This is a genomic window from Pseudomonas sp. JZ134, assembly GCF_051027695.1.
Classification (GTDB): Bacteria; Pseudomonadota; Gammaproteobacteria; order Pseudomonadales; family Pseudomonadaceae; genus Chryseomonas; species Chryseomonas luteola.
In genome coordinates this window covers 2,185,671-2,211,250 of record NZ_CP069250.1, presented here as the reverse complement: position 1 = coordinate 2,211,250, position 25,580 = coordinate 2,185,671, and the positions used below count along the sequence as shown (strand labels likewise).

Here is a 25,580-nt window from a genome sequence, read left to right as displayed (position 1 = left end):
AGTGATAACCAGAGAAATGCAAGACCAGTGGTAAGAATCAAGAGAAAGTAAAAGACGCGCATGGCGAAAGCCTCTGAACATACAGGGACGCAAGGGCGAAGAAGCAAGCAAACATTGCAGCCTGTTAAAGATGACAAGAAGAGAGCAAAGGCAGAATCCAATTATAGATAATGCGGCGCTGTTGTCATCTGCGGTTCGCTTGTTTTTAGAGGGGATGAACGAGAGACGGGGGGTACTGGGGGTGTAGGGGTAAGCCTTGGGCTGTACCTGAAAAGATCCGGACCCGCTTTTATGGCGGAAGACAGGCCCGGATAAGAGTGCCTATTCGCGTGCTGTTGTCGCTGCGTTATCGGCGATCAATGAAATCAAGGCGTTCTGCTGACGTCCTGACAAGCCCCTGAAGCGCTGCAGCAGTTCGCGTTCATGGGCGCTCAGCTCAGGGCTATCCAGCCGCATTCTGGCGCTACCGTCCATTTCACCATTCTGGATCAAGCTCTGCTCAAGGCGAGCGATAATTTCGGAGTTCATGCTCCGGTGATGGTGACGGGCTACATCCGCAATATGATCGCGCATTCCTTCAGGAAGACGGACGACAAATTTGTCTGCTGTACGGCTGGAATAAGATCTGATTGCCTGAGTCATGAGTTTAAGTCATCTAAATGATTGGGAAGCGTATATTCAAGGTCAAGCTGGCTTTCAGGTGTTGAAAGGCAGGGATCACCTGATGTGTTTTTAAAGCCAAACTAGGGCCTTTTTATCAACGTCCTTTTATTGATTGGTCTATCCATCTTTTTATTAAGCACGCATGGCAATCAGGTCGTTTTATTGAAGACCTAATGCATTTCTTGTCTGGTTGTCGATTTCTATCCAGAAAGCGACGACCGGTTTGTTATCAATAAGATGTGGTTTGGAAATACGGTGAATATTCAGGCCGGCACGTTTGAGCAGTCTTTCGTTGCCCACGCCGGAAAAAGCGATCAGGCGGCGCGCTCCCCGAGCACTTGCGGCATCAACTACTTTTGACATCAAGGCGATATTGTTTTGCCATGATTGCGCAGCGGTTAATACTTTATTTTTGGGGGTGCTCAAGGCAAAGCGAGACAGTTCCCAAATATCGGAAGAATGCGGTAAGGCCGCGCCTTCCATTAATTCGGGGAAGACTTCACCCAGCAGATACGGTTTATGGGTAGGCAGTAAGCGGGCGCAGCCACAGACTTCGTTGTTGCTGTCATGTGCCACTACATAAAGGGTGTCTTCACGGTCGAACTCATCTTGTTCGTTACCTTCCTGACACTCGAGAGGCCAACCCATCTTTTCAACAAAAATGTTGTATCGATATACCGAAAGGGCCTGTGCCATGGCCGGTTTTAAATCTTTAACCGTCCCTGTTACCATATTAAGCATATCGCATCTCCGTAAGTGTCTTTACTCCATTACAAGAGAGCGACGTTTTTTTGGACAGCTGCCCATCTGGACAGGTCTGCTTATAAGGTGACTGGAATTCCGGACTGCCAGTTTTGTCGAGAGAGCCAGGATATTAGTAGTTCTTCTGTAGCCCGTGGTCCCAGATCGTAACCGGTTGCACATCGCAGCATCAGATTGGTGCTGATTCCACCGGGAGCAAGGTAGGGACTTCCAATTGAACTTTGTCTGAACCAGGTCCAGCCAATGCTGATGGAGGGTGAATGTGTCGTGCTGGCCCATTCGCAAAATCCGGCAGAAGCGGCGTCTATTCCAAGGCTTTGCAGCTCTTCGACGAGATCCATGTCCATCCAGGCCATGTATTGGTAAAAGGTGACGTCGCTGAACTCCTTGTAAGACATGCGGATGAAATGATCTGGTGCTAATAAAGACATGGCAGCGCCCTTGGGATGCGACGAAAGAATACCTAAATCGACCAAGATTCATCACCTTACAAGTTGTTTCGCAATAATTAAGTCATCACCAATAGATGATGGTACGGAGCCTGTTAGAAACAAACCACTGCCCATTTGGGCATCTTTTACAAAGGTTGAAGTAATGTGAAAGACTGGCGTGAGGATTATCTCTCTTTATGCTCCGGGGCTAAATCCGAACATCAATTGTTCAGTGAGCTTGGAAAGATCATTTCAGGTCTGGGGTTTCAATTCTGTTCTTATGGCCTTCAGGCGCCACTTCCTGTTTCTAGCCCAAAAATAGAACTTCTTACAACATTTCCTGATGCCTGGAAAAGTAAGTATGTAGCTAATAATTATTACTGCATCGACCCAACCGTACGGCACGGTATCCGGGAACAGTCCCCTCTGATCTGGTCAGCGGAGCAACCAGCGGTGGAGCATGATTTCTGGGAAGAGGCGATGCAGCATGACATTCGTCATGGCTGGTGCCTGTCGTCGCGAGGGCAGTTTGGAACGATGGGGCTGTTGTCGCTGGTTCGTTCTTCGGAAAAACTTACCGTTACAGAACTCGACGAAAAAGAAGCCAAGCTTATATGGCTGACCACGCTTGTTCATTCTTCAATGGTGCGTTTTCTGGCTCCGAAAACCATGCCTGAATGTACGAGTGAACTAACTTGCCGTGAGCGGGAAGTTCTCAAATGGACAGCCGTAGGCAAGACGTATATCGAAGTTGGACTGATTCTTAATATCGACGAGCGTACCGTTAAGTTTCACTTGGTAAATGCCATGCGGAAACTTCATGCATCCAATAAGGCGGAGGCGGCGGTCAAAGCGTCTTTGTTGGGGATGTTATTCTAGTGACTACTGCCTCAAGGGCCTGTCTGAAACGCATCAGCCAGGTCCTTGATTCATTATGCAGCTCACTTACCGGGCCGGTCCATCAGACCAGGGAATCTGAAGATGGGCTCGATCCTTGTACTGGTCAATACGCAGAGCGTTGGGCTCATCGGTCTGCTCAACCCAGGCCTGAGCAGCTTCGCGGCTTCGCCCAAAATGCATATGGCGCTCGATCAGCCGGGTACGGCGCTCATCAGGGTCGACAGCAACGTACCAGCACTCGTCGAACAGTTCGGCCACGGGTTGCCAGGGGCCCTCCTCAAGTAGCAGATAGTTTCCCTCACTGATGATCAGCGACACTTCGGATGAGACTGGAATCGATCCGGCAATGGCTTCCTCGATGTCACGATGAAACGAGGGCGCGTAGACCGTTTCGTCTGCCTGCTGGTGCCTGAGACGCTCCAGCAGGGCCCGGTATCCATACACATCGAACGTATCCGGTGCCCCTTTGCGCTCCGCGCGGCCAAGGCGAGCCAACTCCCGATTGGCCAGATGAAAGCCGTCCATGGGTACGACCAATGCTCGCGTGCCCAGCTCAGCCGCCAGCAGATCCGCCACGGTCGACTTGCCAGCACCCGGTGGGCCAGCGATTCCCAGCAGGCGACGACCACCTTGCTGCAAAAGGGCTTCGGCCCGCTCGATAATGGGTTTAGGTAGGGAGAGGCCCGCTACCGGACGTTGGCTGCTGGTCATCGTGGCTCGCTTCTTGTTGCGGATGGATTGTCTATGCCGAACGGGCTGTATGCCTGGGCAGACGGTTTGTCACCGCGCCGTTACCAACTAACAGTTCGCAGCATAGGGTGCAGTGACTACTATTCCGACACACCTGTTTTGTACGGTAGTCCTGAGTCTGCGTGGTCGCATCGCACGAAGACAAGGGAAAAAGTGCCAAACCTATTGATTCCTTGAACGGGAGAGAATTCATGGATGTTGTGCGCTGGGGAATGATTGGCTGTGGGGATGTGACGGAGCGGAAAAGCGGGCCAGCCTTTTACAAGGCGCCTGGCTCTGCGCTGGTAGCGGTGATGGGCCGCCGTGCCGAGGCAGTCACCGATTATGCGGCGCGTCATGGCATTGCGCGGGTATACACCGATGCGCAAGCCTTGATCGATGATCCGGACGTGGACGCTGTTTATATCGCAACGCCTCCCGACAGCCATCATGCCTACAGCATGCAGGTGGCCACCGCAGGCAAACATTGTTGTGTCGAAAAGCCGATGGCGCTCAGCAGTACGCAGAGCGAGGAGATGCAGCAGGCATTCGACAAGGCGGGTCGCCATCTTTTCGTATCGTATTACCGTCGGTCACTGCCCCGGTTTCAGCGGGTACGCGAATGGTTGACGCAGGGCCATATTGGCGAGGTCAGGCAGCTGACCTGGAGCCTGATAAAGCCGCCTTCGCAAAAAGATCTGGAGCAGCAGGCCAACTGGCGAACCGACCCGGCTGTCGCAGGAGGTGGATACTTTGCCGATCTGGCCAGTCATGGCCTTGACCTGTTCCAGTACCTGTTGGGCGATATCGTGGCCGTAAGCGGTTTCACTGCAAGACAGGCAGGGCTCTATGCGGCGGAAGATGCAGTAGTTGCAAGCTGGCGTTTCTCATCCGGCGCGCTCGGCATGGGGTGCTGGAATTTTGTGGCTGACCGCCATGAAGATCGAGTCGAAATCATTGGCAGTCGGGGGCGTATTCTCTTTTCAGTATATGGTGATGAGCCGGTCCGGCTGGACGCTGAAGAAACCGTTAGCGAGTACATCCAGCACCCTGAGCATATCCAGTGGTATCACGTGCTGGGTATGAATGCGCATATTCGAGGTGAGCGTGACTACGCTGCGCTGGCGCGGGAAGCCGTCAAGACGGACAGGGTAATGGACCAGATTCTGGGGCGCGCCAAGACATAGATAAGCTTGTTGAAATACCTGCGCCAGACAAATCGGTGCGGTTAGCAAGCGGATTCGTAAAACCTGCTCTATAGTTCCAGTGCCCTAGATCATTAGTGGGCTACGTTAACCAATAACAAGGAAAAGAGAGGGTTCGATGAAAAAGGCCGCTGCTTTAATCAGCTTAGCCACACTGGCGACAGGAGTCTCGGCGCAAGGTATTTCTTCGCACGGTGTAACGCTTGAGCAGAAAGACCTGCCTGTACTAACGGTGGGCGGCTTACAGTTCAAGGACATGAACCGTAACGGTCGGCTGGATCGTTATGAGGATTGGCGACTGCCTGCCGAGGACCGTGCCCGCAATCTGGTTACCTGGATGACGCTTGAGGAGAAGGCAGGAGCCATGATGCATGGCACCTTTCCGACCGTAGCGGATGCCGGTGGGCTGGGTGGCGGTGCCGTCTATGATCAGGAGGCGATTGCCAAGACGATCGAAACCAAGAAGGTAAACACCTATATCACGCGCCTGGATACAGACCCCGAGAATTTCGCCAAACAGAACAATGCGCTGCAAGTCTTGGCTGAACAATCGCGGCTGGCGATTCCCCTGAGCATCAGCACCGACCCCCGCAACTCTTTCCTCTACACACCAGGTGCCAGCAACCAGTCCGGTTCGTTCTCCAAATGGCCGGAAGCCTTGGGGTTGGGCGCCATTGGGGACGCTAAGGTCGTCAAGACCTTTGCCGAGGTCGTACGCGATGAGTATCGCGCGGTAGGCATCAACGTGGCGCTATCTCCGCAGGCGGATCTCTATACCGAGCCGCGTTGGCCCCGTGGCAGTGGTACCTTCGGACAAGATGCCCAGTTGGCCAAGCGTCTGGTTCGCGCCTATGTTCAAGGCATGCAGAATGGTAATTTCCTAAACCCGGGCAGTGTGGTGACTGTGGTCAAGCACTGGGTAGGCTATGGAGAAGCGAAGGATGGCTGGGACAGCCACAATGCCTATGGCAAATACGCAGATTTCTACGGCAAGGACATTCGTCAGCATATCGTTCCGTTCATAGGGGCATTCGAGGCGAATGTAGGCTCCGTCATGCCGACCTATTCGATTCTGCAGAACGCCTCTCACCAGGGACGGCCGATTGAAGAGCAGGTGGGAGCAGGATTCAATCGCTTCCTGTTGCAGGATCTCCTGCGGGACCGCTATGGCTTTAAGGGCGTCGTCGTGAGCGACTGGCTGATCACCAAAGACTGTAACGAGGCTTGCCAGAACGGCAGCAAGCCGGGTGAGCCGTTCTCGCTGGGAATGCCCTGGGGGGTCGAGTCGCTGACAGAGCTTGAGCGTACCGCCAAGGCCATCAACGCCGGGGTCGACCAGCTTGGCGGAGTGGATGACAGCAGTCTTATAGTGAGTGCGGTCAAGCAGGGGCTTGTGTCCGAGCGTCGTGTGGACGAGGCGGTCATCCGCATCATGAAGCAGAAGTTCGAGCAGGGACTCTTCGAGAATCCGTATGTGGATGAATCCAAGGCCGCCGAGGTTGTAGGCAGTGCAGAGCATCAGCAACTGGCAGATGACGCGCAAAAGAACTCGCTGGTACTGCTCAAGAACCGCAAGTTGCTGCCTATTGGCCAAGGCCGAAACGTTTATCTTTATAACGTCGATGCCACTGCGGCGCAAAAGGCCGGCCTGAATGTCGTGGACTCGCTGGACAAGGCGGACGTTGCCATCATGCGTTCCACAGCGCCCTACGAGCTCTTACATCCGAATTATCTGTTCGGAAGCATGCAGCATGAGGGTTCGTTGGACTACCCGGAGGACAATCCAGACCTTGTCCAGATCAAGGCTGCCAGCGCAAAGGGTGTGCCGACCGTTGTAAGTGTGTACCTGGATCGTCCGGCCATATTGACCAAGCTTCAGGGGCAGGTAGGCGCCCTGATCGGCAACTTTGGTGTATCCGACGAGATCCTTCTGGACGCGGTAGTCAATCCGACCCGCTTCAAAGGCAAGCTACCGTTTGATCTGCCGCTTTCCATGGAACAGGTAATCAACCGTCACTCAACCAACCAGGAAGGCAACCGCAAACCTCTGTACCCGATGGGGTATGGATTGATGTTCTAACTGCTCTCTGGAAAGGCTTGCCGTGTGGTTGCTGGTGTGGCAAACCCTGCCAGCAGCCTCGACCACGCCACAGGTTTTGTGTGGCGTGGTCTATTGCAAGCGCTCCAGCGGTATCTGTGTCGTGACAGAGCTATCAAGGCTGGTGGAAATCGCCGGTCTTCTTGAAGACCTCGAACGCCTGGACCAGCCCACTCAGCGTTCCGGGTTCTATTGGTGAGTGGCCTGCATCAGGCACCATGTTCAGCACGGAGCCTGGCCAGGATTTGTGCAGTCGATAGGCAGCATGAGGCGTTGCGATCATATCGTGCCCACCTTGCACAATGGCGCACGGCAGGTGGTTGATACGGTCAATGTTACGAAGCAACTGGTCGTCTTCCAGAAACATGCTGTGCTTGAAGTAATACGGATCCAGGATACCCATGCCCATCATGGTCGTATCGTCAGCGGCTTGCTCTTCAACGCCTTCAGGATCATGGCGCAGCAGCGCACAGCTGCCGGAATACTTTACCCAGTAACGGGCAGCCTCCTGCCGGACATCTTTGTCTTCCGAGATCACTCGCTTGCAATAGGCTTCCAACAGGTCGCCTTGTTCCTCCTCCGGTAGCCACTTGACGAAGTCTTCATGGGCCTTTGGGAAAAACAGGCGCATACCGTAAACGAACCAGTTGATCTCATCGGTTGTGCCCAGAAAGATGCCACGCAGGACAAAGCCCAGACAACGCTCAGGATGGGCTTCGCCATAAGCAAGCGCCAAGGTGGTTCCCCATGAGCCGCCACAGACAAGCCATTTGTCAATGCCGAGCATCTCCCTCAGGGTCTCGATGTCATCGATCAGATGCTGGGTCGTGTTGTTTTTAACCTCGGCCAGGGGAGTGGAGCGTAACGCGCCACGCTGATCGAAGAGGATGATGCGGTAATAGTCCGGGTCCCAGCATTGGCGCTTGGAGGGCGGGGCCCCTTCGGCAGGTCCGCCGTGCAGATAGACGACGGGTAACCCCTCGGGATTGCCGGACTCCTCCCAATAGAGTTGATGGGTGTCGTCAACCTGAAGCATCCCGCTTCGGTTGGGATTCTCGATGGGAGGGAAAATTGAATAACAAACTTCACACTGAGCATCCATAGATAACTCCGCAAGACAGATTTACTGCTCTATTCGACTGTGCGGCTTCCTGCTGAATGTGAGGCAATACCTGCCATATCAGGTTAGGGCGAATGAGGTATGAGCTGAGAAGAGGGTGGTAATCCAGATCAGGTTATTGATTCGGATACGTTTTATAGGAGCTGTTTCGCTGGTGTGGAGTTTCTATTGAAAGCTATCGAGCCGATGGAAGGCCGGGTGCGCGATGGCCACCCGGCGTGAGAGCATCAAGCCGAGGCTATGGCGTCTGGACGCATGGCCTGATCAATGGCCTTGGCCAGCTCTTCCAGGCGGAAGGGCTTAGCTAGCTTGTGCAGATCAACCGAAAGCGTTGCTGGCAACTCGGCATACCCTGATGCGAGCACTATGGGAAGGTCCGCCCAATGAGCCCGTATGGCCTCTGCCAATTGAGTGCCGCTCATGTAAGGCATGGCTTGGTCGGTAATGACCAAGTCCACAAGAGGGTATGCCTTCCTCAATATATCGAGCGCCTGGGCGCCACTGGAGGCCTTGTAAACGGTGTTTCCCAGGTCTTCCAGCATGGCGGCGGTACTGGTCAGAACAAGTGGGTCATCGTCTACCACTAGAATATGAAAGGTATTTTCGGGTTTGTCTGTTGAAGGCGCGGGTAGGGGTTCGTCAGTGGTCTGCATGCCGGCATCAGATACGTGTGCGGCGGGTAACCAGATTTCGGCTGTAGTGCCTTCGCCCAGCCGGCTTTTGAGGATGAGCCTGCCACCGGATTGTTCGGTAAGGCCGTGCACCATGGACAGTCCAAGCCCCGTTCCCTTACCGATGCCCTTGGTGGTAAAGAAAGGCTCCATGGCACGGGACAATGTGTCTTCATCCATTCCCTGGCCGGTGTCCTGTACCGATAGGCAGACGTAGGCCCCCGGTTTCAAGTGGCTGGGATGGCCTTGGGAGATCAGTTCATCACGGGCCGAGATGATGATGGAGCCGCCCTCCGGCATGGCGTCTCGTGCATTCATGGCCAGGTTGAGCAGGGCCAGCTCCAATTGATTAGTGTCGGCGTGGGCGGGTTTGAGAATCAGCGGAAAGCGGGTTTCGATCTTGATCGACGGGCCCAGGGAACGCTGAAGCAGTTCGGCCATACCGCGGACCAGAGTAGGCAGCTCAATGGTCTCCGGATTCAGCTCCTGACGGCGTGCGAAGGCCAGCATGCGCTGGGTCAGAGAAACGCCTCGCTGTGCCCCCTGGATGGCATTGTCGAGCAGCGGTGTAACCTTGGGATCATCCGGCAGACGCTTGCGAACCAGTTCAAGGCAGCCAATGAACACCATGAGCAGGTTGTTGAAGTCGTGGGCAATCCCACCGGTCAGCTGGCCCAGGGCTTCCATCTTCTGTGACTGGAAAAGGGCCTCTCGGGCTTGCTCCAGAGCCAGTTGGGTTTCCCGTTTCTCGGTGATGTCACGGGTGACCTTGGCGTAGCCGAGGAGGGTGCCGTTGTCGTCCCTTATTGCATCGATGACAACATTGGCCCAAAAGCGTGTACCGTCCTTGCGGATTCGCCAGCCTTCCTTTTCAAAACGACCCTCACGTTGAGCCGTTTCCAGCCCCTGTTGCGGCAGGCCTGCTTCCCGATCTTCAGGGGTGTAGAAGCGTGAGAAATGCTGACCGATGATTTCCTGTGGGGTGTAGCCCTTGATCTTCTCGGCACCGGCATTCCAGCTGGTCACCTGACCGGTCGGGTCCAGCATGTAAAGGGCATAATCGGAGACGCCTTGAACCAGCAGGCGGAACTGCTCTTCACTTTTTCTCAAGGCGTCTTCCGCCGCCTTTCGCTCGGTAAGGTCGCGCGTCACCTTGGCAAAGCCCAACAGCGTGCCTTGTGCGTTACGGATAGGGTCGATTACGACATGCGCCCAGAAGCGTGTGCCATCCTTGCGTACACGCCAGCCTTCCTGCTCGAACCGGCCTTCACAGCGGGCCTGCTCAAGTGCCCGACCGGGCAGGCCGGTCAGCAAGTCCTCAGCGGTATAGAAACACGAAAAGTGATGACCGAGGATTTCTGCTGTCTCGTACCCTTTGAAGCGGCGAGCGCCGGGATTCCAGCTTGCTACGAAACCGTCCGGATCCAGCATGAAAATCGCGTAGTCAGAAACGGCTTCCACGAGCAGACGATACTGCCCCTCATCGATGAGAGCGGCAGGCAGCCGTTCGGCATGTTGCATCAAGGCATCCTCCAGGTGGGGCTTTATCGTTCTTATAGGTTCAACAGGCTCAGGCCATTAATGCAGGCAGTAACGTACTGAAAGGCTATCAATAATGGCACGTTCACTATAGGAAAAATTGCGGGGAAACGAAGCGAATTGCAGGGGTGATCCGATGAGCTGCCAGTCGGCAGTAGAGAGGGACTGCTGGTCTCGATAAGACCAGCAGTCATGCGATGGATCAGTTACCCATCAGGCTGGGCAGGAAGAGAGAGATTGCGGGGATATAGGTTACGGCCATCAGGGCTGCAAACAGGGCTACATAGAACGGCAGCAGCGCCTTTACGGTTTGCTCGATAGTCACCTTGCCTACAGCTGCGCCCACGAACAGCACGCCGCCTACCGGTGGGGTGATCAGACCGATACCCAGGTTGACCAGCATGATCATGCCGAAATGCACGGGATCTACGCCAATGGAGATCATGACCGGTAACAGGATAGGCGTCAGGATCAGGATCAGCGGAGCCATATCCATTACCGTACCCAGGATCAGCAGCATGATGTTTACGCACATCAGGATTACATAACGGTTTTCCGAAATGGTCATGAGGGCGCCGGTGATCTGTGCCGGTATCTGCATGAGCGTCATGATGTAGCCAAAGCTTGAGGCAAAGGCAATCAGGATCATCACCACAGAGACCGTACGTACGGTCCGATGCATGAGCTTGGGCAGTTCATTCCACTTGTAATCGCGGTAGATGAACATCGTCACGAAGAATGCCCACAGCACGGCAACCGCAGCAGATTCCGTTGCTGTAAAGATGCCGGAGATAATGCCACCGAGAATGATTACCATGGTCATCATGCCCCAGAGCGCCTCGACGCAGATCTTCAGCGCCTGCTTCATGGGAATGACTTCACCCTTGGGGTAATTGCGCTTCTTGGCGAAGAACAGGCACATCAGCATCATGATGGCGCTGAGCAGAAGCCCCGGTCCAATGCCGGCGATGAACAGCGAGCCGATGGAAACCGTACCACCGGCGGCCAGCGAGTACAGGACGGAGTTGTGGCTGGGTGGAGTCAGCAGCGCCTGAACCGAGCCGCTGACCGTAACGGCAGTGGCATAGTCACGCGGATAACCCTTCTTTTCCATTTCCGGAATCAGTACCGAGCCTACCGAGGCGGTATCCGCCAGGGAGGAGCCGGAAATTGCGCCAAAGAAGGTCGAGGCCAGGATGTTGACCAGCGACAGCCCACCGCGGATGAAGCCTACCAGTACGTTGGCGCACTCCACCAGCCGCCGCGACATACCCCCTTCGGCCATGATGGCCCCCGCCAGCACGAAGAAGGGAATGGCCAGCAGGGAAAACTTGTTGATACCCCCAGCCACCTGAATCATCAGCGCATCGAACGGAATATCGATCCACCAGGCGCCGACGAGCGCCGCTAGGCCAAGTGCGTAGGCAACCGGCATGCCCAGCAGAATCAGCAGTATGAAACTGCCTAGTAATACGAACGCATCCATATCAGGCAACTCCTTCGGCCGCTTCTTCTACCGCATCGTATTGCACGACGCGCCGTTGGCTTTGATCGCCAAAAATGATTCTTTCGAGCACGAACCAGAGGGTCAGCGCGCCACCGATTGGGATAGGCGAATAGGCAATCCCTACCCGGAGCCAGGCCAGGTCACTGGTGAACTGGTACCAGGTCGCCATGCACAGCTTGATACCCCAGATCGTCATGAAGAGGCTGATGGCGGTCATCAGCAGATTGACCAGAACGGCATCGTATTTCTTGAGCAGTGGCGGAAGACGATCGGTAAACATTGCTACAGCCATGTGCGCACCGGCACGGTAGCTGGGCGCTGCGCCAATGAACGTGAAAATGGACATGAGCAGAATGGCGATAGGCTCCGGCCAGGATGAACCGGTTCCCATTACGTAACGGGTAAAAATACCCCACGGAATGATGAGCGAGATGACAAGAATTGACAGGCCCGCTATCCAGACACAGAGGGTATAGATGACATCGTTGACACGCAGAAGAGCATGTTTCATGAAAAGCTCCGAGCGGCCGCATGCTCGCTGCGAGAGGACCTCGGAGCGAGCAGGGCATGTCAGGTTGTTGTTGTAATGGCCGTTAGGCCTTATTGCACCGCTTCAACACGCTTGACCAGCTCGGCGAATTTGGGTCCGTACTGCTGGCTATATTTTTCACGTACCGGCGCGGTGGCGTCATAGAAAGGCTTGCGGTCAACTTCGATAAACTCAACGTTGGCAGCTTTCAACTTGGCGACACTTTCCGCGTTGTACTTGTCCCACAGCTCACGCTCTTCCATCTGCGCTTCGCGTGCAGTTTTCTTGACCAGCGCCTGTTGATCCGGCGTCAGCTTGTTCCAGGTGGCCTTGGACATGACCAGCATTTCCGGCAGGATCAGGTGACCTGTCTGGGTGTAATACTTGGCTACCTGGAAATGGTTCTGCGTAACCATGGTAGGCGGGTTGTTTTCCGCGCCATCGATCACGCCGGTCTGCAAGGCGCTATAGATCTCACCGGTTGCCATCGCAATACCGCTGCCGCCCATGGCGTTCAGGGTGTCAATGAAGATTGGGTTGCCGATTACACGGATCTTCATGCCGCCAAGGTCTTCTATCTTGCGCACCGGCTTTTTGGTGTACAGATGGCGAGTACCGCCATCCATCCAACCCAGGGCCACGAGATTGAAGTTGGAGTTGGTTACGGTATCCAGCAACTCCTGGCCTACCTCACCATCAATCACTTTGCGCATATGCGCTTCGTCGCGGAAGACGAAGGGCAGGTTGAACACGTTGACTTCCGGTACCACCGGGCCTACCGATCCGATGGAAATGCGGGCCATCTGAATCGCGCCCAGCTGAACCTGCTCGACCACTTCCTTTTCGCTACCCAGGACGCCGCCGGGGAACATGCGAATGCTGAGTTCGCCGTCGGTCTCCTTCTTGAGTTTCTTGCCCATGTTGTCGACGGCAACGACCGTCGGGTAGCCCGCCGGGTGAACGTCCGAAGACTTCAGGGTGATATCAGCCAGTGCGATCGCGGGAGTCAGAAGCGCACAGCATGTAGCGGCCAACAGGTTACGTTTGAAATTCATGAGATAACTCCTTAGTACATCTTGTCTTTGTTATGAGGAGTACAGCGGTAGTAGAAGGCGTTGTTCTATCCTCTGAACGTCGGCTCTTCCAGGCCTTTCACGCCAGGCCTCAAGGCAAACACACCGCCCGCCAGAGGTTGATCAGATAGATCACCGCCAGGTCGGATGGAGGTGACGAACAGCGTATCCAGGCCCGGTCCGCCAAAGGCGCACATGGCCGGTTTTTTTACCGGTACGGTCAGCGAACGATCCAGCTTCCCATCCGGGGTAAAGCGATGGATCTGGCCAGCATCATTACCGCAGATCCAATAGCAACCGTCCTCATCCACCGCGGCGCCGTCAGGGCGACCTGGATGATTGTTCATGTCAACGAACAGGCGGCGATTGTGGGGCGTGCCGGTATCCGTGTCGTAGTCGAATGCCCAGATCAGCTGTGCATTGGGATGGGAGTCGGACAGATACATGGTCCGGCCGTCCGGGCTGAAGCCCAGGCCGTTGGGTACGATAAGGTCTTCCAGAATTGGGGTCAGGCCATCGGCTGCAGTCGAGTGTTGCTCAGGGAAGCGGTATAGCTTTCCCGCCGGTGTTGCAGCTGCCATATCCATGACCATGGTTCCCGCCCAGAAGCGACCCTGGCGGTCACAGCGCCCATCATTAAAGCGCATGTTTCCGGTCGGGTGCGTCACGTTGGCCAGGGCTGTGGCTTGCAAGGTGTCTCCGTCGGTGATCTCTACCTTGAACAGACCACTCTCAAGGCCTGCCAACCATGCAGTGTCACTGCCGTCATAGCGTGCCACGCAGGCGATCATTTCTGGAGCCAGCCATGCGCGGGTGCTGCCATCGGCAGCACTCCAGCGGTTGAGGGTACGAGCAGGGATATCGACCCAGTAGAGCGCCTGTTCCCGTGGGTTCCAGACCGGGCTTTCTCCCGTACCGTTGCGGGCATCCAGAATCAGTTCAGCTTGCATCATTCTTATCTCTCTTGTTCAGTCCGATCGTCCTGATCCATCGCAAGCAACGGCGTACTTATTCAAACGGACCCGAGGCGACGAAAGCGCCGCCCTGATACACCATGGACGGATCATCCGCAGCCGGAGCCGGCTCTGCTTCGACTTTCTCGCGGAACTGCTCGGAGGAGTCCTGTGGCTCCCAGCCCAAGTGAGCGGCCAGGCGGTTATCCCACCACACGTCACGGTTCTTGGAAGCGCCAAACACGACGGTGTGGCCAACATTGTGCGTGAACAGGGAGCGGGCGATCAGATTGGTCAGATCGTTGTAGCTCAGCCAGGTAGCCAGCATGCGGCGGTTCTGCGGCTCGGGGAAGGAGGAGCCGATACGGATGCTAACGGTTTCGATGCCATAGCGATCAAAATAGAAGCTGGCGACGTCTTCACCATAGGATTTGGACAGCCCGTAGTAGCTGTCTGGGCGGCGCGGCGAGCTAGCATCGATACGTTCGGTCTGCTTGTAAAAGCCGATGACGTGGTTCGAGCTGGCGAAGATGACGCGCTTGACGCCATGGCGGCGTGCCGCTTCGTAAATGTGGAAGACGCCTTTGATGTTGGCTTCCAGGATTTCCTCGAAAGGACGCTCAACCGAAACCCCGCCAAAATGCAGAATCGCATCTACACCTTTGACGAGCTCATCGACGGCGGCTTTGTCAGAAAGGTCGCACGGAACGACTTCTTCATGGGGGCCTTCGGCGGGTGCCATGTTGGCGATATCGGAAAGCCGAATCACTTCAGCGTAAGGGCGGAGGGCTTCGCGGAGTACCTTCCCGAGACCGCCTGCGGCGCCGGTGAGAAGGATACGGTTCAAACGCTGATTCTCTACAGAACTGGTCGCCATGTCAGTTTCCTGGTTATTAGTATTATTTTGAGTCGTAAGACATCATACGACTAGATGGCGAAATTTTTAACAGTGCTTACCTGCGATGTCAACGACGCCTTTTTCTTGGAGGCGGTAAGTTGTCGTATCTTACGAGTTTCGCCAAGACTCCTGTAAGGAAACCCTTCGCTGGAAACATTCTCTTACAAGCTTTTAAGGGTGTCGATTAAGCTCAAACCCAGGGTACAAGCGCCCTATAGTGGCGTAATGACCTGATTGATAAGAGCGGAGCAGAGAAATGCTGGGTTTGACCGATAGGTCATTGCTGTTGGTTAGACAAAGGTCTAATCCCGCCGGGGTAGTCTGCCGTGCTAGGTGCGCGCAAGGTTCTAAGTGCGGGCGGTAGGACGTCAGGTGTTACTACGCGCTCGCTCTTAAACGGGCCATATCCTTCATGGGCGGCGCGCCAAACAACCGGCTGTATTCGCGGCTGAATTGAGAGGGGCTTTCATAACCCACCCGGTGCGCTGCCGACGAGCAATCGATGCCCTCATGGAGCATTAGGCGCTTGGCTTCCTGAAGGCGTAGCTGCTTTTGATATTGCAGTGGACTCATTGCAGTCACCGCCTTGAAGCGATGATGCAGCGTTGAAGGGCTCAGATTGACGCGCCGGGCAAGCTCATCGATCTTCAACGGCTCGATGTAGTTCTGATTCAACCAGTTGATGGCGCGATTTACACGGTGGGTTTGGCTGTTCGTTATTGCCATTTCGTACAGTCGATATCCCTGGGGGCTACGCAGTAACCGATAATAGATCTCTCGTAGCACCAGAGGGGCCAGCATCGCCGCGTCACGCGGGGTGTGCAAGAGACGAACCAGTCGAGTCACGGCATCGAGCATGGCATTATCCACGCGCTCGACGTACAGGCCCCGGTGAGCTGGTACGACGGGGACACCTGTCGGGCCGGCGTCGGCTATCAGGCGGGTAATTTCTGCCGGGTCCAGGTTGATCCGAATACAGAGATAGGGGCGCTCGGGGGTAGCCTCGATAATCTGGCCGGTCACAGGAAGCGAGACGGAGCCCACCAGGTAATACAGCGGGTCATAGGTAAAGCATTCATCGCCAAGCGTAACCTGCTTGCGACCCTGTGCGATGACACAAAAGCTGGGGTTGCTGATGCCATGGACAGGATCAGAGGGCTGGCTTGCACGCATCAGGCAGAGACCGTCGATCCGGGTGGTATGAGCGCCATCCGTCAACGTAAGCTGATCGATCAGCGCTGCCAGTTCCTGCTGCTGAAGCGTGTCTCGACTATGAGTGGATTCATGCGTTACACAGTCCATGCTGATCCCCTGAAGCTAGCGGTTCCCATTGTATCGGCGTGCACAGGCGTACCGATCAAGTCAGGCGTCACGATAACCAAAAGTGGCAATGCAGGGTTATATCAATTCTGCTGACTTCTTGCCTGATCCTGTCATGGTACGCCCGCGGTCCGCAGGATTGTGAAAGCCAGCGTAGTCCAACCTTGCCTGCAGAGCGCGAATAATCGTGTTGGACAGGCGCTTCCTGGCCCACTGCATTCTTCTCCGTGCAGGATCAGGCAAGAAGCGAGCAGGATCCGTCTAACGTCTGAATGCCTTTCGGCTCTAGCCTTGTCACTAACGCGGCAACACCGGCCGCCCTCACTGACAGGCAAGGAGATTCGTATGAAAGGTCTAGAAGGCAAGGTCATCGCAATTACCGGCGCAAGCAGTGGCATTGGCGAAGCAACCGCACGGTATCTGGCGGCACAGGGCGGCTTCGTCATTCTAGGGGCGCGTCGTACAGAGCGGCTTGAGACCCTGGTAGCTGAAATCAGGGAGCAGGGCGGCAAGGCTGACTACCGCCGGCTCGACGTTACCGCATTGGAAGATATGGAGTCGTTTGTGCAGTTTGCTCAGCAGCAGGGCGGACGTCTGGATGTGCTGGTCAACAATGCGGGTGTGATGCCGCTTTCCAAGCTTGAAGCGCTCAAGGTTGACGAATGGAATCGCATGATCGATGTGAACATTCGGGGCGTGCTCCACGGGATTGCGGCGGGCTTGCCGGTCATGCAACAGCAGCGTAGCGGACAGTTCATCAATCTGTCTTCGATTGGCGGGCATGCTGTCAGTCCTACTGCCGCGGTTTACTGTGCAACCAAGTTTGCCGTCAGGGCCATTTCCGAAGGGTTGCGTCAGGAGGTAGGAGCCGATATCCGCGTCACTGTGATCTCGCCCGGGGTAACGGAGTCTGAGCTGGCTGACACCATCACCGATCCAACCGCTCAGGCAGCCATGGACGCGTTTCGCCGAGGGGCTATTTCACCGGAGTCCATCGCACGCGCCATTGCGTTTGCAATTGAACAGCCTGCTGAAGTGGACGTAAGCGAGATTATCGTCAGGCCGACCGCGAGCCCTTATTAAGGGGCTTCTGGTTTCATCCCATGGCACTTCATCTCGGAGGAGGACTCATGTCCGCATCGCCTTATATATCGTTGCTCTTGATCCATGCCCGTACCGGGCGCTCCGCAGCCCTCAGGGCATGTCTCAGGGGATTGCCTTATCCAGGGCAGACGTGTCTCACCTTTACCGTCATGCCATCGCCAGAAGAGGAAAACTGCTGGTTGGTGTATGGCCAATGGCAGTCGCAGTCGGATATGGACAGCTACTTCAACACGCTTCCAGCCGAGCTGTGGATGCGCCTGGTAAATGGCTCCCTTGCGGCCCGTATGGAGTTCATGACGTTCGAAGGTAACGAGTTGCCCAACGCCTATCGTTGGGCAACTCCACGGTTCAGCTCGCCTGGTTGCGGCTCCTATGCCTGTTGTGGCTAGGCGCAGGCGCCATTGTAAGTTGTGAGCTGCGTTTTACGTCATTGGGAGTAGGTGTTCTCATCGGCGGTAGCGGGGTGGTAGTCCGTAGGAGCGCAGAGGCTCAGGTTTTGCACCGGCACCAGGCGAGCCGGGCCCATTGGAACTCGTGTTGCCGCCACAGCCAGCAGATTGAACGTACCTTGAGCCGCAACGGCCCAGCGTCCGGTTATAGGCTCGCCGCGAAGCAAGGTAGCGGCGGCCAGAAGGAGCTTCAATCCGCTGCAGGTATCGATATTGAGATGAACCGTCATGGGCAGCTTGCGCACCAGACCATACTCGTAGTTGGTCAGAAGACTGTAGGTTGCGGTTGAAAGACCTGCAACGGCAAACAGTTGGCGGGTGCGCGGTCCCCACTCGTTGACACCTGCCAATGCCAGACAGAGGCCTGCTGAGGCATAGTCCAGAAGGCCGTGCATGCGAGGTGATAATAACTTGGCTGGCGCCAGCCGATCACGACCCTGATCCATTCCGGAGACGACAATTTCATTACTCATGTCGGTTGCTCGGGTATCGAAACGACCGGTGATGAACCGATGGACCAGCTGCGACATGAGCGGCGCGGCGGTGTAGTGCGCGTTGTGCGCCGCGCCTTCTACAACCACCAGTTTGCCGTTGGGAAGTAGACTGGTGAATTCCTCTGCCCACTGCTGGGTAAGGGTCTTGTCGTATTGGCCACGGATTACAAGGGCAGGAACATGCACGTGGGACAGACGGTTTTCTATGGGGTCGTCCACCGTTCTGCGAAGCTGCTGAACCATGCGCGGTAGGCCATTGGAAAGATACTCCATGTGCATCAGCGGGTTGATCGAGGGTGCCTCGAACGGCATGTTCAAGACGAGGCGGGCGTACTGCCGCGCCGGTGTCCGATAGGCCGGGTCTGGCGTAGGTGCGATCAGGATCAGGCGCTCGACTCTATCCGGAAAGCGTGCCGCAATTTCAACGGCGATTTGTACGCCTACGGAGTTGCCGCACAGCACCGCCTTGTGGATTCCGTTGGCATCCATCCAGGCCAGCAGATGATTCGACTGCTCTCTGACATCCGGACCTGCTGGCCACTTGGACATCCGCGGCGCAGGCGAACGCCCGAAACCGGGCAAATCGGGTGCCATGACGTCATGACCCATCGATGCGAGACGTCTCCCCAGCGGGACCATATAGCGGCTTGAAAGCGCCAGGCCATGAATCAGGATGATTGGAACCTGATGTGGATCGTCTTCATGGGCTAGCCAGGTGCGGGCGTGCATGCGAATGCCGAGCGAAGGAATAGTCGTCCAGGTTTTGTAAGGGGCGTAAGCGAGTTTGAACATAAGGGACAGCTCCCATGTATATCGAGCCTTGCCCAGGTCGCAGCGTGCCTGAAGGCATCATGAGCCAATCATGCGGCATGCGCGGGCTCCTGGGCGTGAGCATTGTAAATGTTGTCTGAACATGCAGAAAAAAGAAGGCCCGCAGAGCGGGCCAAAACGAGCTTTGAACAGCTCGCTGCCGCGAAAGGGCCCGTTCCATCAAGGGCCCAGAGGGGAAGTTCTTGCCGGGAAGTAATCAGTGATGATGAGCAGTTTCCGCAGTGAATAGCGGCTGAAATAAAGGGGGCTGCACATCTCAAGGCTCCTCATGTCACGGCGTATCACCATCGGCCTGAGCATAAGCTCGTACCGATTCGAATGTGAAAAGGGCAAGGTCAACAAATGTATGCCTTGCTTAATGACCGATAGTTTGGAAAAGAAAAAGTGCCTTGGAAGCGACGAACGTGAGTACCTTTTATCCCTTGCAAAGCGATGACGGAGCCGATCAAACGATACGTTGAAGCTAACTAGAGAGGTAAACGAAACATTGTCTTGTAATACCAGCCCAATAATAAGTAAAAGAGCCGCATTTCCAGCCTGTTGCAGCTTAATGCAGGTTAATAGGCGCATCGACAAGGACTTTATCTGATTGTGAATATGTTTAATCGGTCAGATTGGGATGAGACGGCTATAATGACTGTTGGTATTACTTATTGAGGAAAGAGGTGCTCATGATCACTGACGTGCGCGAAGCGTGGCAGGAAATGGTAGAAGCTCAGCGAGCCTTCAACGCAACGTGGCCTTCGGCGGTGGTTCATGCACAAGTCTGGTTGCTTCCCATCAACAAGGAGCCTAAAGGCCAGACTAAAATCACACCGATGGAGCTAGTGGGCGAGCCTGCCATCGAGGCTGCGAAAAAGGCCATCCTGCAATTCGAGCAGGAGGAGGGGCAGCACCCTAGTACTGTCATGCGGCTCCCAGGGTGGATCGGTGTTTCGCAGTCAGTGCTGGAGTACGCCCGCGAGGCCAATGCCGCGCGTGATCGTTTTCTTGAGGTTCTGGCTCAGGAAACGGCCTCCATGAACCTGAAATCGCTATCCAAGGGAAAGCATCTTCGGAGCATTCTCAAGCTGCCGATCGTCATCAAGCAGATCGAGCGCCATATCCAGGTGTTTGAAGGGGTGCCACGGCGTATCCTGTTCACCTGGGCGGGTAAAACGGCGGCCCCGGAAAGCATCCCTGTCAAGGATGTGATCGAAAAGATCGAAACGCAGCTGGCTGATGCCGTGGCCAAGGCTGATATGGATAAGGAACGCAATCTGAGGCTTGAGCTCAAGGCGTTGGGGTTTCTGGATGCGAAGGCCGAACTGCATCGCTACCGTCCTATTGCGCCCCATCCGCGCGTGATGCTGTATTTCTCCAAAAGCCCTCGTTATGACGCCATGCCTCACGCCAATCTACCGATTTTTGTTTCACTGGATGAGAAGCAGCCGTGGCCGCGGGTCGATGCGCTCGAAGAATTTGATGCAGAAAACGCTCAGGCTGAGCGCTCGGACAAGATGCCCCGCCAGGAAATCATTCCGCGCCTGGGGCTGTACCTTAAAACCGCGCCCGACCGTAAGCGCAGCCCCAGGACGGCCCGTGGGGACTCGACCGCCGTGGCACGAGCGTTAGTCTCGTCTACTTATCAAAAGCGTTGAGTGGTAAACGGACACTCACAATATGTACGCAGAAGGTGGATTAAATAAGGGTCAACAGACTAACGCATTGGTTGAGTGGAATATGTTCCGTTTCGATGACTGAAAGACTCTATCTTTAATTCATATGCGGGGCATTGCCAAATCTTATTCATATGCTGTTTGCTAAGCGAGTAATGCTTTATACAAAGCAATACTCGCTCAGCCCATATATAAGCATCTGCTTGTTAGCGGTTATTTACAAATATTTACTCAATTAACTGTTTGAATATGCTGCTTAGTGAATCTGTTCGCATAATTAGTGCGTTGCAATCTTGACCGATAAAGTGACAAAGAATTCTTAATTGCTTGGAGATCATGGCATTAAGACATTAAAGCTCATTATATGAAGGGTCGGTTTGCAGCTATTTATAATTCTTAATATTCGTGTAATTAAATGTTCATGCCTTGCGGGGCAACATTCACTCGTCTGGCAGCGATTGGGGTTCGAAAGAATCAGGACGTTGCTGGAAATATGCTCTTCTCTGCAGCCGTGTAGTAGCAGTTGGCGCATGTCTAATTTCTTTCAATAAGGAGATATTGATATGAGTAATGTTACTCCGACCAGCACCAGTTCTTCCGACGCTGCTATCGACAAAATGACTGCCGCTTTCGATGCCGCCATCGAAAAATCCGCGAAGATCACTGAGATCACCACCGAGAAGAAAACTGAGCTTGACGCGACCAAACAGCGTCCTCAGAACTAAGGTGTGGACGGGCGGCGCCTTATGGCGCCGTCTGTTTGTTCAGACAGCTTTCCAGATTGGACCTGCATGCAGGCTGGCCTTGCCATGCGTGCCGGGTCAGGCAAAACAATGATGTCCGCAATGTCTTCTCTTCCCGGCTCAAAACCTGCAGTGCCTACTCTTGAGGTCATTGCGGGACTGCATACCGGCGTATCGGTATCGCTGGATGAACCTGCCTATTGCCTGGGCGCCTCCGACGAGGTGGATCTGGTGCTCAGGGATGCAGGCGTTGCGCCTCGCCATGCCGTGTTGCGTCTGGAGAAAAATACAGTCGCCGTTGAGGCAATTGGAGGCGATGTACTCACGGCTAAAAAACGAATTCCTTTGGGCAAGGGACTGCGCCTGCCATTACCGGTCGAGTTATCCGTTGGAGAGGCTCGAATCCGCTTATCTGCTCCGCTGACAAAGTTGGTTGCGCCTCCCAAGCGATGGCCTGTTACCCACGCCGGTATGATGGCACTTTTTGGCGCGGCGGTATTGCTAGGCCTGTATACGTTGATCGGCACCAGCGAAGCCGAAGATCGCTTATTGCCTGTTGCGGACGCGCCGACTAGCCCGGTACTCGACAGCGGCGCTGGTCAGGAGCCCGTAGTGCGGGACGATCAGGTTGCCCGGCAATTGCTGTCCCGACTTGAGGCTGCTGGACTTTCCGCGCTGCATGTGGAATCACAAGGTCGCCATTTCATGCTCTCTGGTGAAATTGATACTGCTCAGCAGCCAGCCTGGGTCGATATCCAGAAGTGGTTCGATGGTGAATATGGCAGCAGCCATGTACTGGTCAGCTCGGTCACGCTACGCAAGGCGCCGGTTTCTCCCCGTGTCAGGTTCCAGGCGGTATGGCTGGGACAGGATCCTTATGTGGTTAGTGAGTCCGGTACACGTCTTTACCCCGGCGCATCGCTGGACGACGGCTGGGTGCTCAAGGGGATAGAGCCGCAGCGGATTGTCCTGAGTCGCAACGGCCACGAGTTTGCCCTGACCCTATGACGCTGCCATTGCTTACACAACCCCTGGGTGGGAGGCCTTTTCGATGAGAATCGATACCAGCCGACCGCTGGACCTGCAGCGGTCTGAAGAGGCGTCCAGCGAATCCCTGCGTCGGACCGGCTCGGTTGCCAGGGCCAGGCAGAGTGAGGTGTTCGAGTCGCTGCTGCGGTTGCGCAGCCGGACTCCGTTCAAATCCCTGCGTAACGAGCTGGCGGAGCTGATCGGCCCTCCCGTTAACGACCCTGGCATCTTCAGCCCTGGCCATTCGCTTCAGGTGCTGGAACACATCATTGATACGGTGTTGCCTCGGCTGGACGCCGAGCCGGAGATCAAAGCACTTGCTGCCAGCCTGCTTGAGCAGGAAATCCAGCAACGTCGGGAGCTTGGGATGCGGTTGAGCGAGATCGACGATTTATGAACGTACAGGATCGCGAGGCAGTACAGCTGCTGCACTCGCTTGGCGCTCTGTATCTACGCAGCGGACAACAGCGACGAGCGTTGATCTATCTGCTTCTGGCTATTCAGATCGACCCGGCAGATACCGCTTTGCTGCGTACGCTCACCAATGGCTTTATTGCCACTGGTGATGGGGAGCGGGCACTGGCTGCTATCGGAAGGCTGGAGCAGCTTGAAGGGTCAAGCATGCCGCTCAAGTTTCTGCGTAGCCGCGCATTATGGGCGTTGGGTGCCAAAGACGAGGCACGACGCTGTTTTCGTGAATATCTGGATAGTCGGAGGGCCGTAACGTGCTCGCCAGATTGAACCGCCTGGCTGTAATGGCCTCACAGCGTACCGATATCGTCATTGCACTGTTCATGATGCTGGCCATCGTGATGATGATTATCCCGCTCCCCACAGTAATGGTCGATGTGCTTATCGGCACCAATATCGCGTTCAGTCTGTTGGTTCTAGTCGTTGCGTTCTACGTGTCGCATTCAGTGGATTTCTCTGCACTCCCGCCGGTAATTCTGCTCAGTACGCTGTTTCGCCTGTCGCTTTCCATCACCACGACCCGGTTGATCCTGCTCAACGGAGAAGCGGGGGATATTGTCGAGGCATTTGGCAATTTCGTGATTGCCGGTGAGGTGGTCATTGGCCTGGTGGTTTTTCTGATCATTACCGTGGCGCAGTTCATCGTTATCACCAAGGGCGCCGAGCGAGTGGCCGAGGTGGCGGCTCGCTTTACTCTGGATGCGATGCCAGGCAAGCAGATGAGTATCGACAACGATCTGCGTAATGGTGATATCGATCAGGCCGAAGCCCGTCGACGTCGCTCACGCCTGGAGCGGGAAAGCCAGCTCTATGGGGCCATGGACGGTGCCATGAAATTCGTGAAAGGAGATGCGATCGCCGGATTGGTCATCCTGTGCGTGAACCTGCTGGGTGGCTTGCTGATCGGTATGATCAAGCGGGGCATGCCCTTTGGCGAGGCGGTGCATACCTATTCGCTATTAACCGTAGGCGATGGGTTGATCGCCCAGATTCCTGCCCTGTTGATTGCGGTTGCCGCAGGCACGGTAGTCACGCGCGTAACAACCGATGCAGAGACAGATCTCGGCACGGAAATTATTAGTCAACTAAGCGCCAACCAGCGGGCGTTGGCACTGACGTCTGCCATTCTGCTGGGCGTTGCGTTTATTCCAGGATTCCCGGCGCCTGTATTCATTGCCATTTCGCTGGTCCTGGGCGGAACGGCCTTCTACATGCATCGGCGTAAACAGACCGCGGAACAAGTTCCGGCTGCTCAGGAGGAGCCGGAACCACGTGAGGTTATGGCTGAGCCAATACAAGATGTAGAGGACACGGGTCATTTCCGCATTACGCTATGGATCAGTGAAGCCCATGTGTCACAGGTCTCGCTCAATACGCTCAGGCAGCGATTGGACAGTACTCGTTACGAGATCAGTGAGGACTTGGGCGTCGAGCTTCCCCGTATCGGCTTGCGCATTGACCGCAACGCCGTGGCGGAGCGGTTCAGGATTGATCTGGAGGGCGTGCCCGTCATGGAGGGAGCTATCCGCCCTGATGCGGTGTTGCTGCAGGACGATGAAGTTCATCTCGAGCTGCTGGCAATCGAGCATACAGCCTCGGCCCCGTTGTTACGCCGTAAGCCTGCCCTGTGGGTGGATGCACAACAGGCTGCCACGCTGGTAGAGGCTGGGGTAGGGCATCTAGATCTGGCGCAGACGTTTGACGCCTGCATGGATCAGACTTTACGCCGCTATGCGGCTGAATTCCTGGGTATCCAGGAGGCCCGTCAGATCCTGACCGAGATGGAAGAGCAGTATCCCGAGCTCGTTAAGGAGGCCCTCCGTGTGCTGCCCTTGCAGCGAATCGCGGATGTGCTGAGGCGGCTGGTCAGTGAGCATATTTCCATCCGCAACCGCCGCGCCATTCTTGAGGCGATTGTGGAGTGGGCACCGCGTGATCTGGATACGCCCATTCTGACCGAACACGTCCGTGCTGCGCTAGCCCGGCAGATTTGCTATGCGTACGCCGACAGTCACCGCGTCATTTCAGCCTATGTCTTTTCCCGAGACCTGGAGGAGGCACTACGGGCGCCACTGCGCCGCAGTGATAAAGGCCGCCCTACGGTACTGCCACCCGAATTGACCCGCACCATTACGATCCAGCTTCAGCACGCGTATGACGCTGCCAGTCATGATCTGAATCCGGTGGTCATGGTGACGGCGGACATCCGTCGCCCGCTCCGGCAGTTGCTGACCCGGCATGATCTGGATGTTCCCGTGCTGTGCTACCAGGACCTGACCCGGGAATTCACCGTGCAGTCGCTGACGACGCTCACGCTACCGGAGGCCAATGCGGCCTTGCCACACACCGTAACGGAATCGTTGACGGCTCCACAACCGTTGTAAGGGAACAGAAAGGATGGTG

The 25,580-nt window shown here is 55.5% G+C and carries 24 protein-coding genes; 11 read left to right on the top strand and 13 right to left on the bottom strand.

Going from position 1 to position 25,580, the window contains the following annotated elements; translation table 11 throughout:
• Positions 1–321: 321 nt before the first annotated feature.
• From JQR86_RS10310 to JQR86_RS10300, 3 genes are all read right to left on the bottom strand, one after another.
• Positions 322–642 (bottom strand): Arc family DNA-binding protein, encoded by a 321-nt coding sequence (locus JQR86_RS10310; RefSeq protein WP_434153526.1) that lies wholly within the window; start codon positions 640–642, stop codon positions 322–324.
• A gap of 180 nt (positions 643–822) precedes the next feature.
• Positions 823–1,404, bottom strand: a complete 582-nt coding sequence (locus tag JQR86_RS10305) for an acyl-homoserine-lactone synthase (RefSeq protein WP_122042672.1) — start codon at positions 1,402–1,404, stop codon at positions 823–825.
• 80 nt (positions 1,405–1,484) lie between these two features.
• Positions 1,485–1,901: a DUF4902 domain-containing protein gene (locus JQR86_RS10300; RefSeq protein ID WP_434153525.1), complete on the bottom strand. Its 417-nt coding sequence runs from the start codon at positions 1,899–1,901 to the stop codon at positions 1,485–1,487.
• Positions 1,902–2,021: 120 nt separating this feature from the next.
• On the opposite strand from JQR86_RS10300, the gene JQR86_RS10295 reads away from it, so the two are divergent.
• The gene (locus JQR86_RS10295) at positions 2,022–2,735 is read left to right on the top strand and encodes a LuxR family transcriptional regulator (RefSeq protein WP_010798145.1); all 714 of its coding nucleotides are present in this window, start codon (positions 2,022–2,024) and stop codon (positions 2,733–2,735) included.
• Positions 2,736–2,801: 66 nt separating this feature from the next.
• Here JQR86_RS10295 and JQR86_RS10290 read toward each other — a convergent pair whose 3' ends face one another.
• Entirely contained in the window at positions 2,802–3,467 is a 666-nt protein-coding gene (locus JQR86_RS10290) for a nucleoside/nucleotide kinase family protein (RefSeq protein WP_434153524.1), read from the bottom strand.
• Between the two features lie 230 nt (positions 3,468–3,697).
• Between JQR86_RS10290 and JQR86_RS10285 the strand changes: the two genes are divergently transcribed.
• A complete protein-coding gene (locus JQR86_RS10285) occupies positions 3,698–4,672 on the top strand; it encodes a Gfo/Idh/MocA family protein (RefSeq protein ID WP_434153523.1) in 975 nt (324 codons plus the stop codon).
• Between the two features lie 136 nt (positions 4,673–4,808).
• Entirely contained in the window at positions 4,809–6,770 is a 1,962-nt protein-coding gene (locus tag JQR86_RS10280) for a glycoside hydrolase family 3 protein (protein WP_434153522.1), read from the top strand.
• A 133-nt stretch (positions 6,771–6,903) separates the two neighbouring features.
• Here JQR86_RS10280 and pip read toward each other — a convergent pair whose 3' ends face one another.
• The 8 genes from pip to JQR86_RS10240 all read right to left on the bottom strand — a co-directional run bounded on the left by pip (position 6,904) and on the right by JQR86_RS10240 (position 16,380).
• Positions 6,904–7,890 (bottom strand): prolyl aminopeptidase, encoded by a 987-nt coding sequence (gene pip, locus JQR86_RS10275; protein ID WP_434153521.1) that lies wholly within the window; start codon positions 7,888–7,890, stop codon positions 6,904–6,906.
• Between the two features lie 245 nt (positions 7,891–8,135).
• On the bottom strand, positions 8,136–10,100 hold the full coding sequence (locus JQR86_RS10270) for a PAS domain S-box protein (RefSeq protein WP_434153520.1): 1,965 nt from the start codon (positions 10,098–10,100) through the stop codon (positions 8,136–8,138).
• A gap of 220 nt (positions 10,101–10,320) precedes the next feature.
• The gene (locus JQR86_RS10265; protein ID WP_010798151.1) at positions 10,321–11,604 is read right to left on the bottom strand and encodes a TRAP transporter large permease; all 1,284 of its coding nucleotides are present in this window, start codon (positions 11,602–11,604) and stop codon (positions 10,321–10,323) included.
• 1 nt (position 11,605) lies between these two features.
• Positions 11,606–12,136 carry a TRAP transporter small permease gene (locus tag JQR86_RS10260; protein ID WP_010798152.1) on the bottom strand — a complete coding sequence of 177 codons (531 nt, stop codon included), beginning with the start codon at positions 12,134–12,136 and terminating at the stop codon, positions 11,606–11,608.
• A gap of 89 nt (positions 12,137–12,225) precedes the next feature.
• Positions 12,226–13,209 carry a TRAP transporter substrate-binding protein gene (locus JQR86_RS10255; protein WP_434153519.1) on the bottom strand — a complete coding sequence of 328 codons (984 nt, stop codon included), beginning with the start codon at positions 13,207–13,209 and terminating at the stop codon, positions 12,226–12,228.
• A 65-nt stretch (positions 13,210–13,274) separates the two neighbouring features.
• Positions 13,275–14,177, bottom strand: coding sequence for an SMP-30/gluconolactonase/LRE family protein (locus JQR86_RS10250; RefSeq protein WP_197870749.1), 903 nt, complete (start codon positions 14,175–14,177; stop codon positions 13,275–13,277).
• A 58-nt stretch (positions 14,178–14,235) separates the two neighbouring features.
• Positions 14,236–15,057 carry an NAD-dependent epimerase/dehydratase family protein gene (locus tag JQR86_RS10245; protein ID WP_404627507.1) on the bottom strand — a complete coding sequence of 274 codons (822 nt, stop codon included), beginning with the start codon at positions 15,055–15,057 and terminating at the stop codon, positions 14,236–14,238.
• Positions 15,058–15,456: 399 nt separating this feature from the next.
• The gene (locus JQR86_RS10240; RefSeq protein ID WP_122042665.1) at positions 15,457–16,380 is read right to left on the bottom strand and encodes an AraC family transcriptional regulator; all 924 of its coding nucleotides are present in this window, start codon (positions 16,378–16,380) and stop codon (positions 15,457–15,459) included.
• Between the two features lie 363 nt (positions 16,381–16,743).
• On the opposite strand from JQR86_RS10240, the gene JQR86_RS10235 reads away from it, so the two are divergent.
• On the top strand, positions 16,744–17,481 hold the full coding sequence (locus tag JQR86_RS10235; protein ID WP_122042664.1) for an SDR family oxidoreductase: 738 nt from the start codon (positions 16,744–16,746) through the stop codon (positions 17,479–17,481).
• 47 nt (positions 17,482–17,528) lie between these two features.
• Positions 17,529–17,891: a putative quinol monooxygenase gene (locus tag JQR86_RS10230; RefSeq protein WP_219652087.1), complete on the top strand. Its 363-nt coding sequence runs from the start codon at positions 17,529–17,531 to the stop codon at positions 17,889–17,891.
• Between the two features lie 38 nt (positions 17,892–17,929).
• Here JQR86_RS10230 and JQR86_RS10225 read toward each other — a convergent pair whose 3' ends face one another.
• Positions 17,930–19,237: an alpha/beta fold hydrolase gene (locus tag JQR86_RS10225; protein WP_434153517.1), complete on the bottom strand. Its 1,308-nt coding sequence runs from the start codon at positions 19,235–19,237 to the stop codon at positions 17,930–17,932.
• Between the two features lie 710 nt (positions 19,238–19,947).
• Between JQR86_RS10225 and JQR86_RS10220 the strand changes: the two genes are divergently transcribed.
• The 6 genes from JQR86_RS10220 to sctV all read left to right on the top strand — a co-directional run bounded on the left by JQR86_RS10220 (position 19,948) and on the right by sctV (position 25,561).
• Entirely contained in the window at positions 19,948–20,916 is a 969-nt protein-coding gene (locus JQR86_RS10220) for a DNA replication terminus site-binding protein (protein WP_312508005.1), read from the top strand.
• A 581-nt stretch (positions 20,917–21,497) separates the two neighbouring features.
• Entirely contained in the window at positions 21,498–21,659 is a 162-nt protein-coding gene (locus JQR86_RS10215; protein ID WP_010798161.1) for a hypothetical protein, read from the top strand.
• Positions 21,660–21,779: 120 nt separating this feature from the next.
• Positions 21,780–22,685 carry a SctD/MshK family protein gene (locus JQR86_RS10210; RefSeq protein ID WP_434153516.1) on the top strand — a complete coding sequence of 302 codons (906 nt, stop codon included), beginning with the start codon at positions 21,780–21,782 and terminating at the stop codon, positions 22,683–22,685.
• A 43-nt stretch (positions 22,686–22,728) separates the two neighbouring features.
• Positions 22,729–23,103 (top strand): hypothetical protein, encoded by a 375-nt coding sequence (locus JQR86_RS10205; RefSeq protein WP_434153515.1) that lies wholly within the window; start codon positions 22,729–22,731, stop codon positions 23,101–23,103.
• Positions 23,100–23,447 carry a tetratricopeptide repeat protein gene (locus tag JQR86_RS10200; RefSeq protein ID WP_150347488.1) on the top strand — a complete coding sequence of 116 codons (348 nt, stop codon included), beginning with the start codon at positions 23,100–23,102 and terminating at the stop codon, positions 23,445–23,447. Before JQR86_RS10205 ends, JQR86_RS10200 begins: the two co-directional genes overlap by 4 nt.
• Before the next feature lie 14 nt (positions 23,448–23,461).
• Positions 23,462–25,561 (top strand): type III secretion system export apparatus subunit SctV, encoded by a 2,100-nt coding sequence (gene sctV, locus JQR86_RS10195; RefSeq protein WP_434154883.1) that lies wholly within the window; start codon positions 23,462–23,464, stop codon positions 25,559–25,561.
• Positions 25,562–25,580 lie beyond the last annotated feature (19 nt).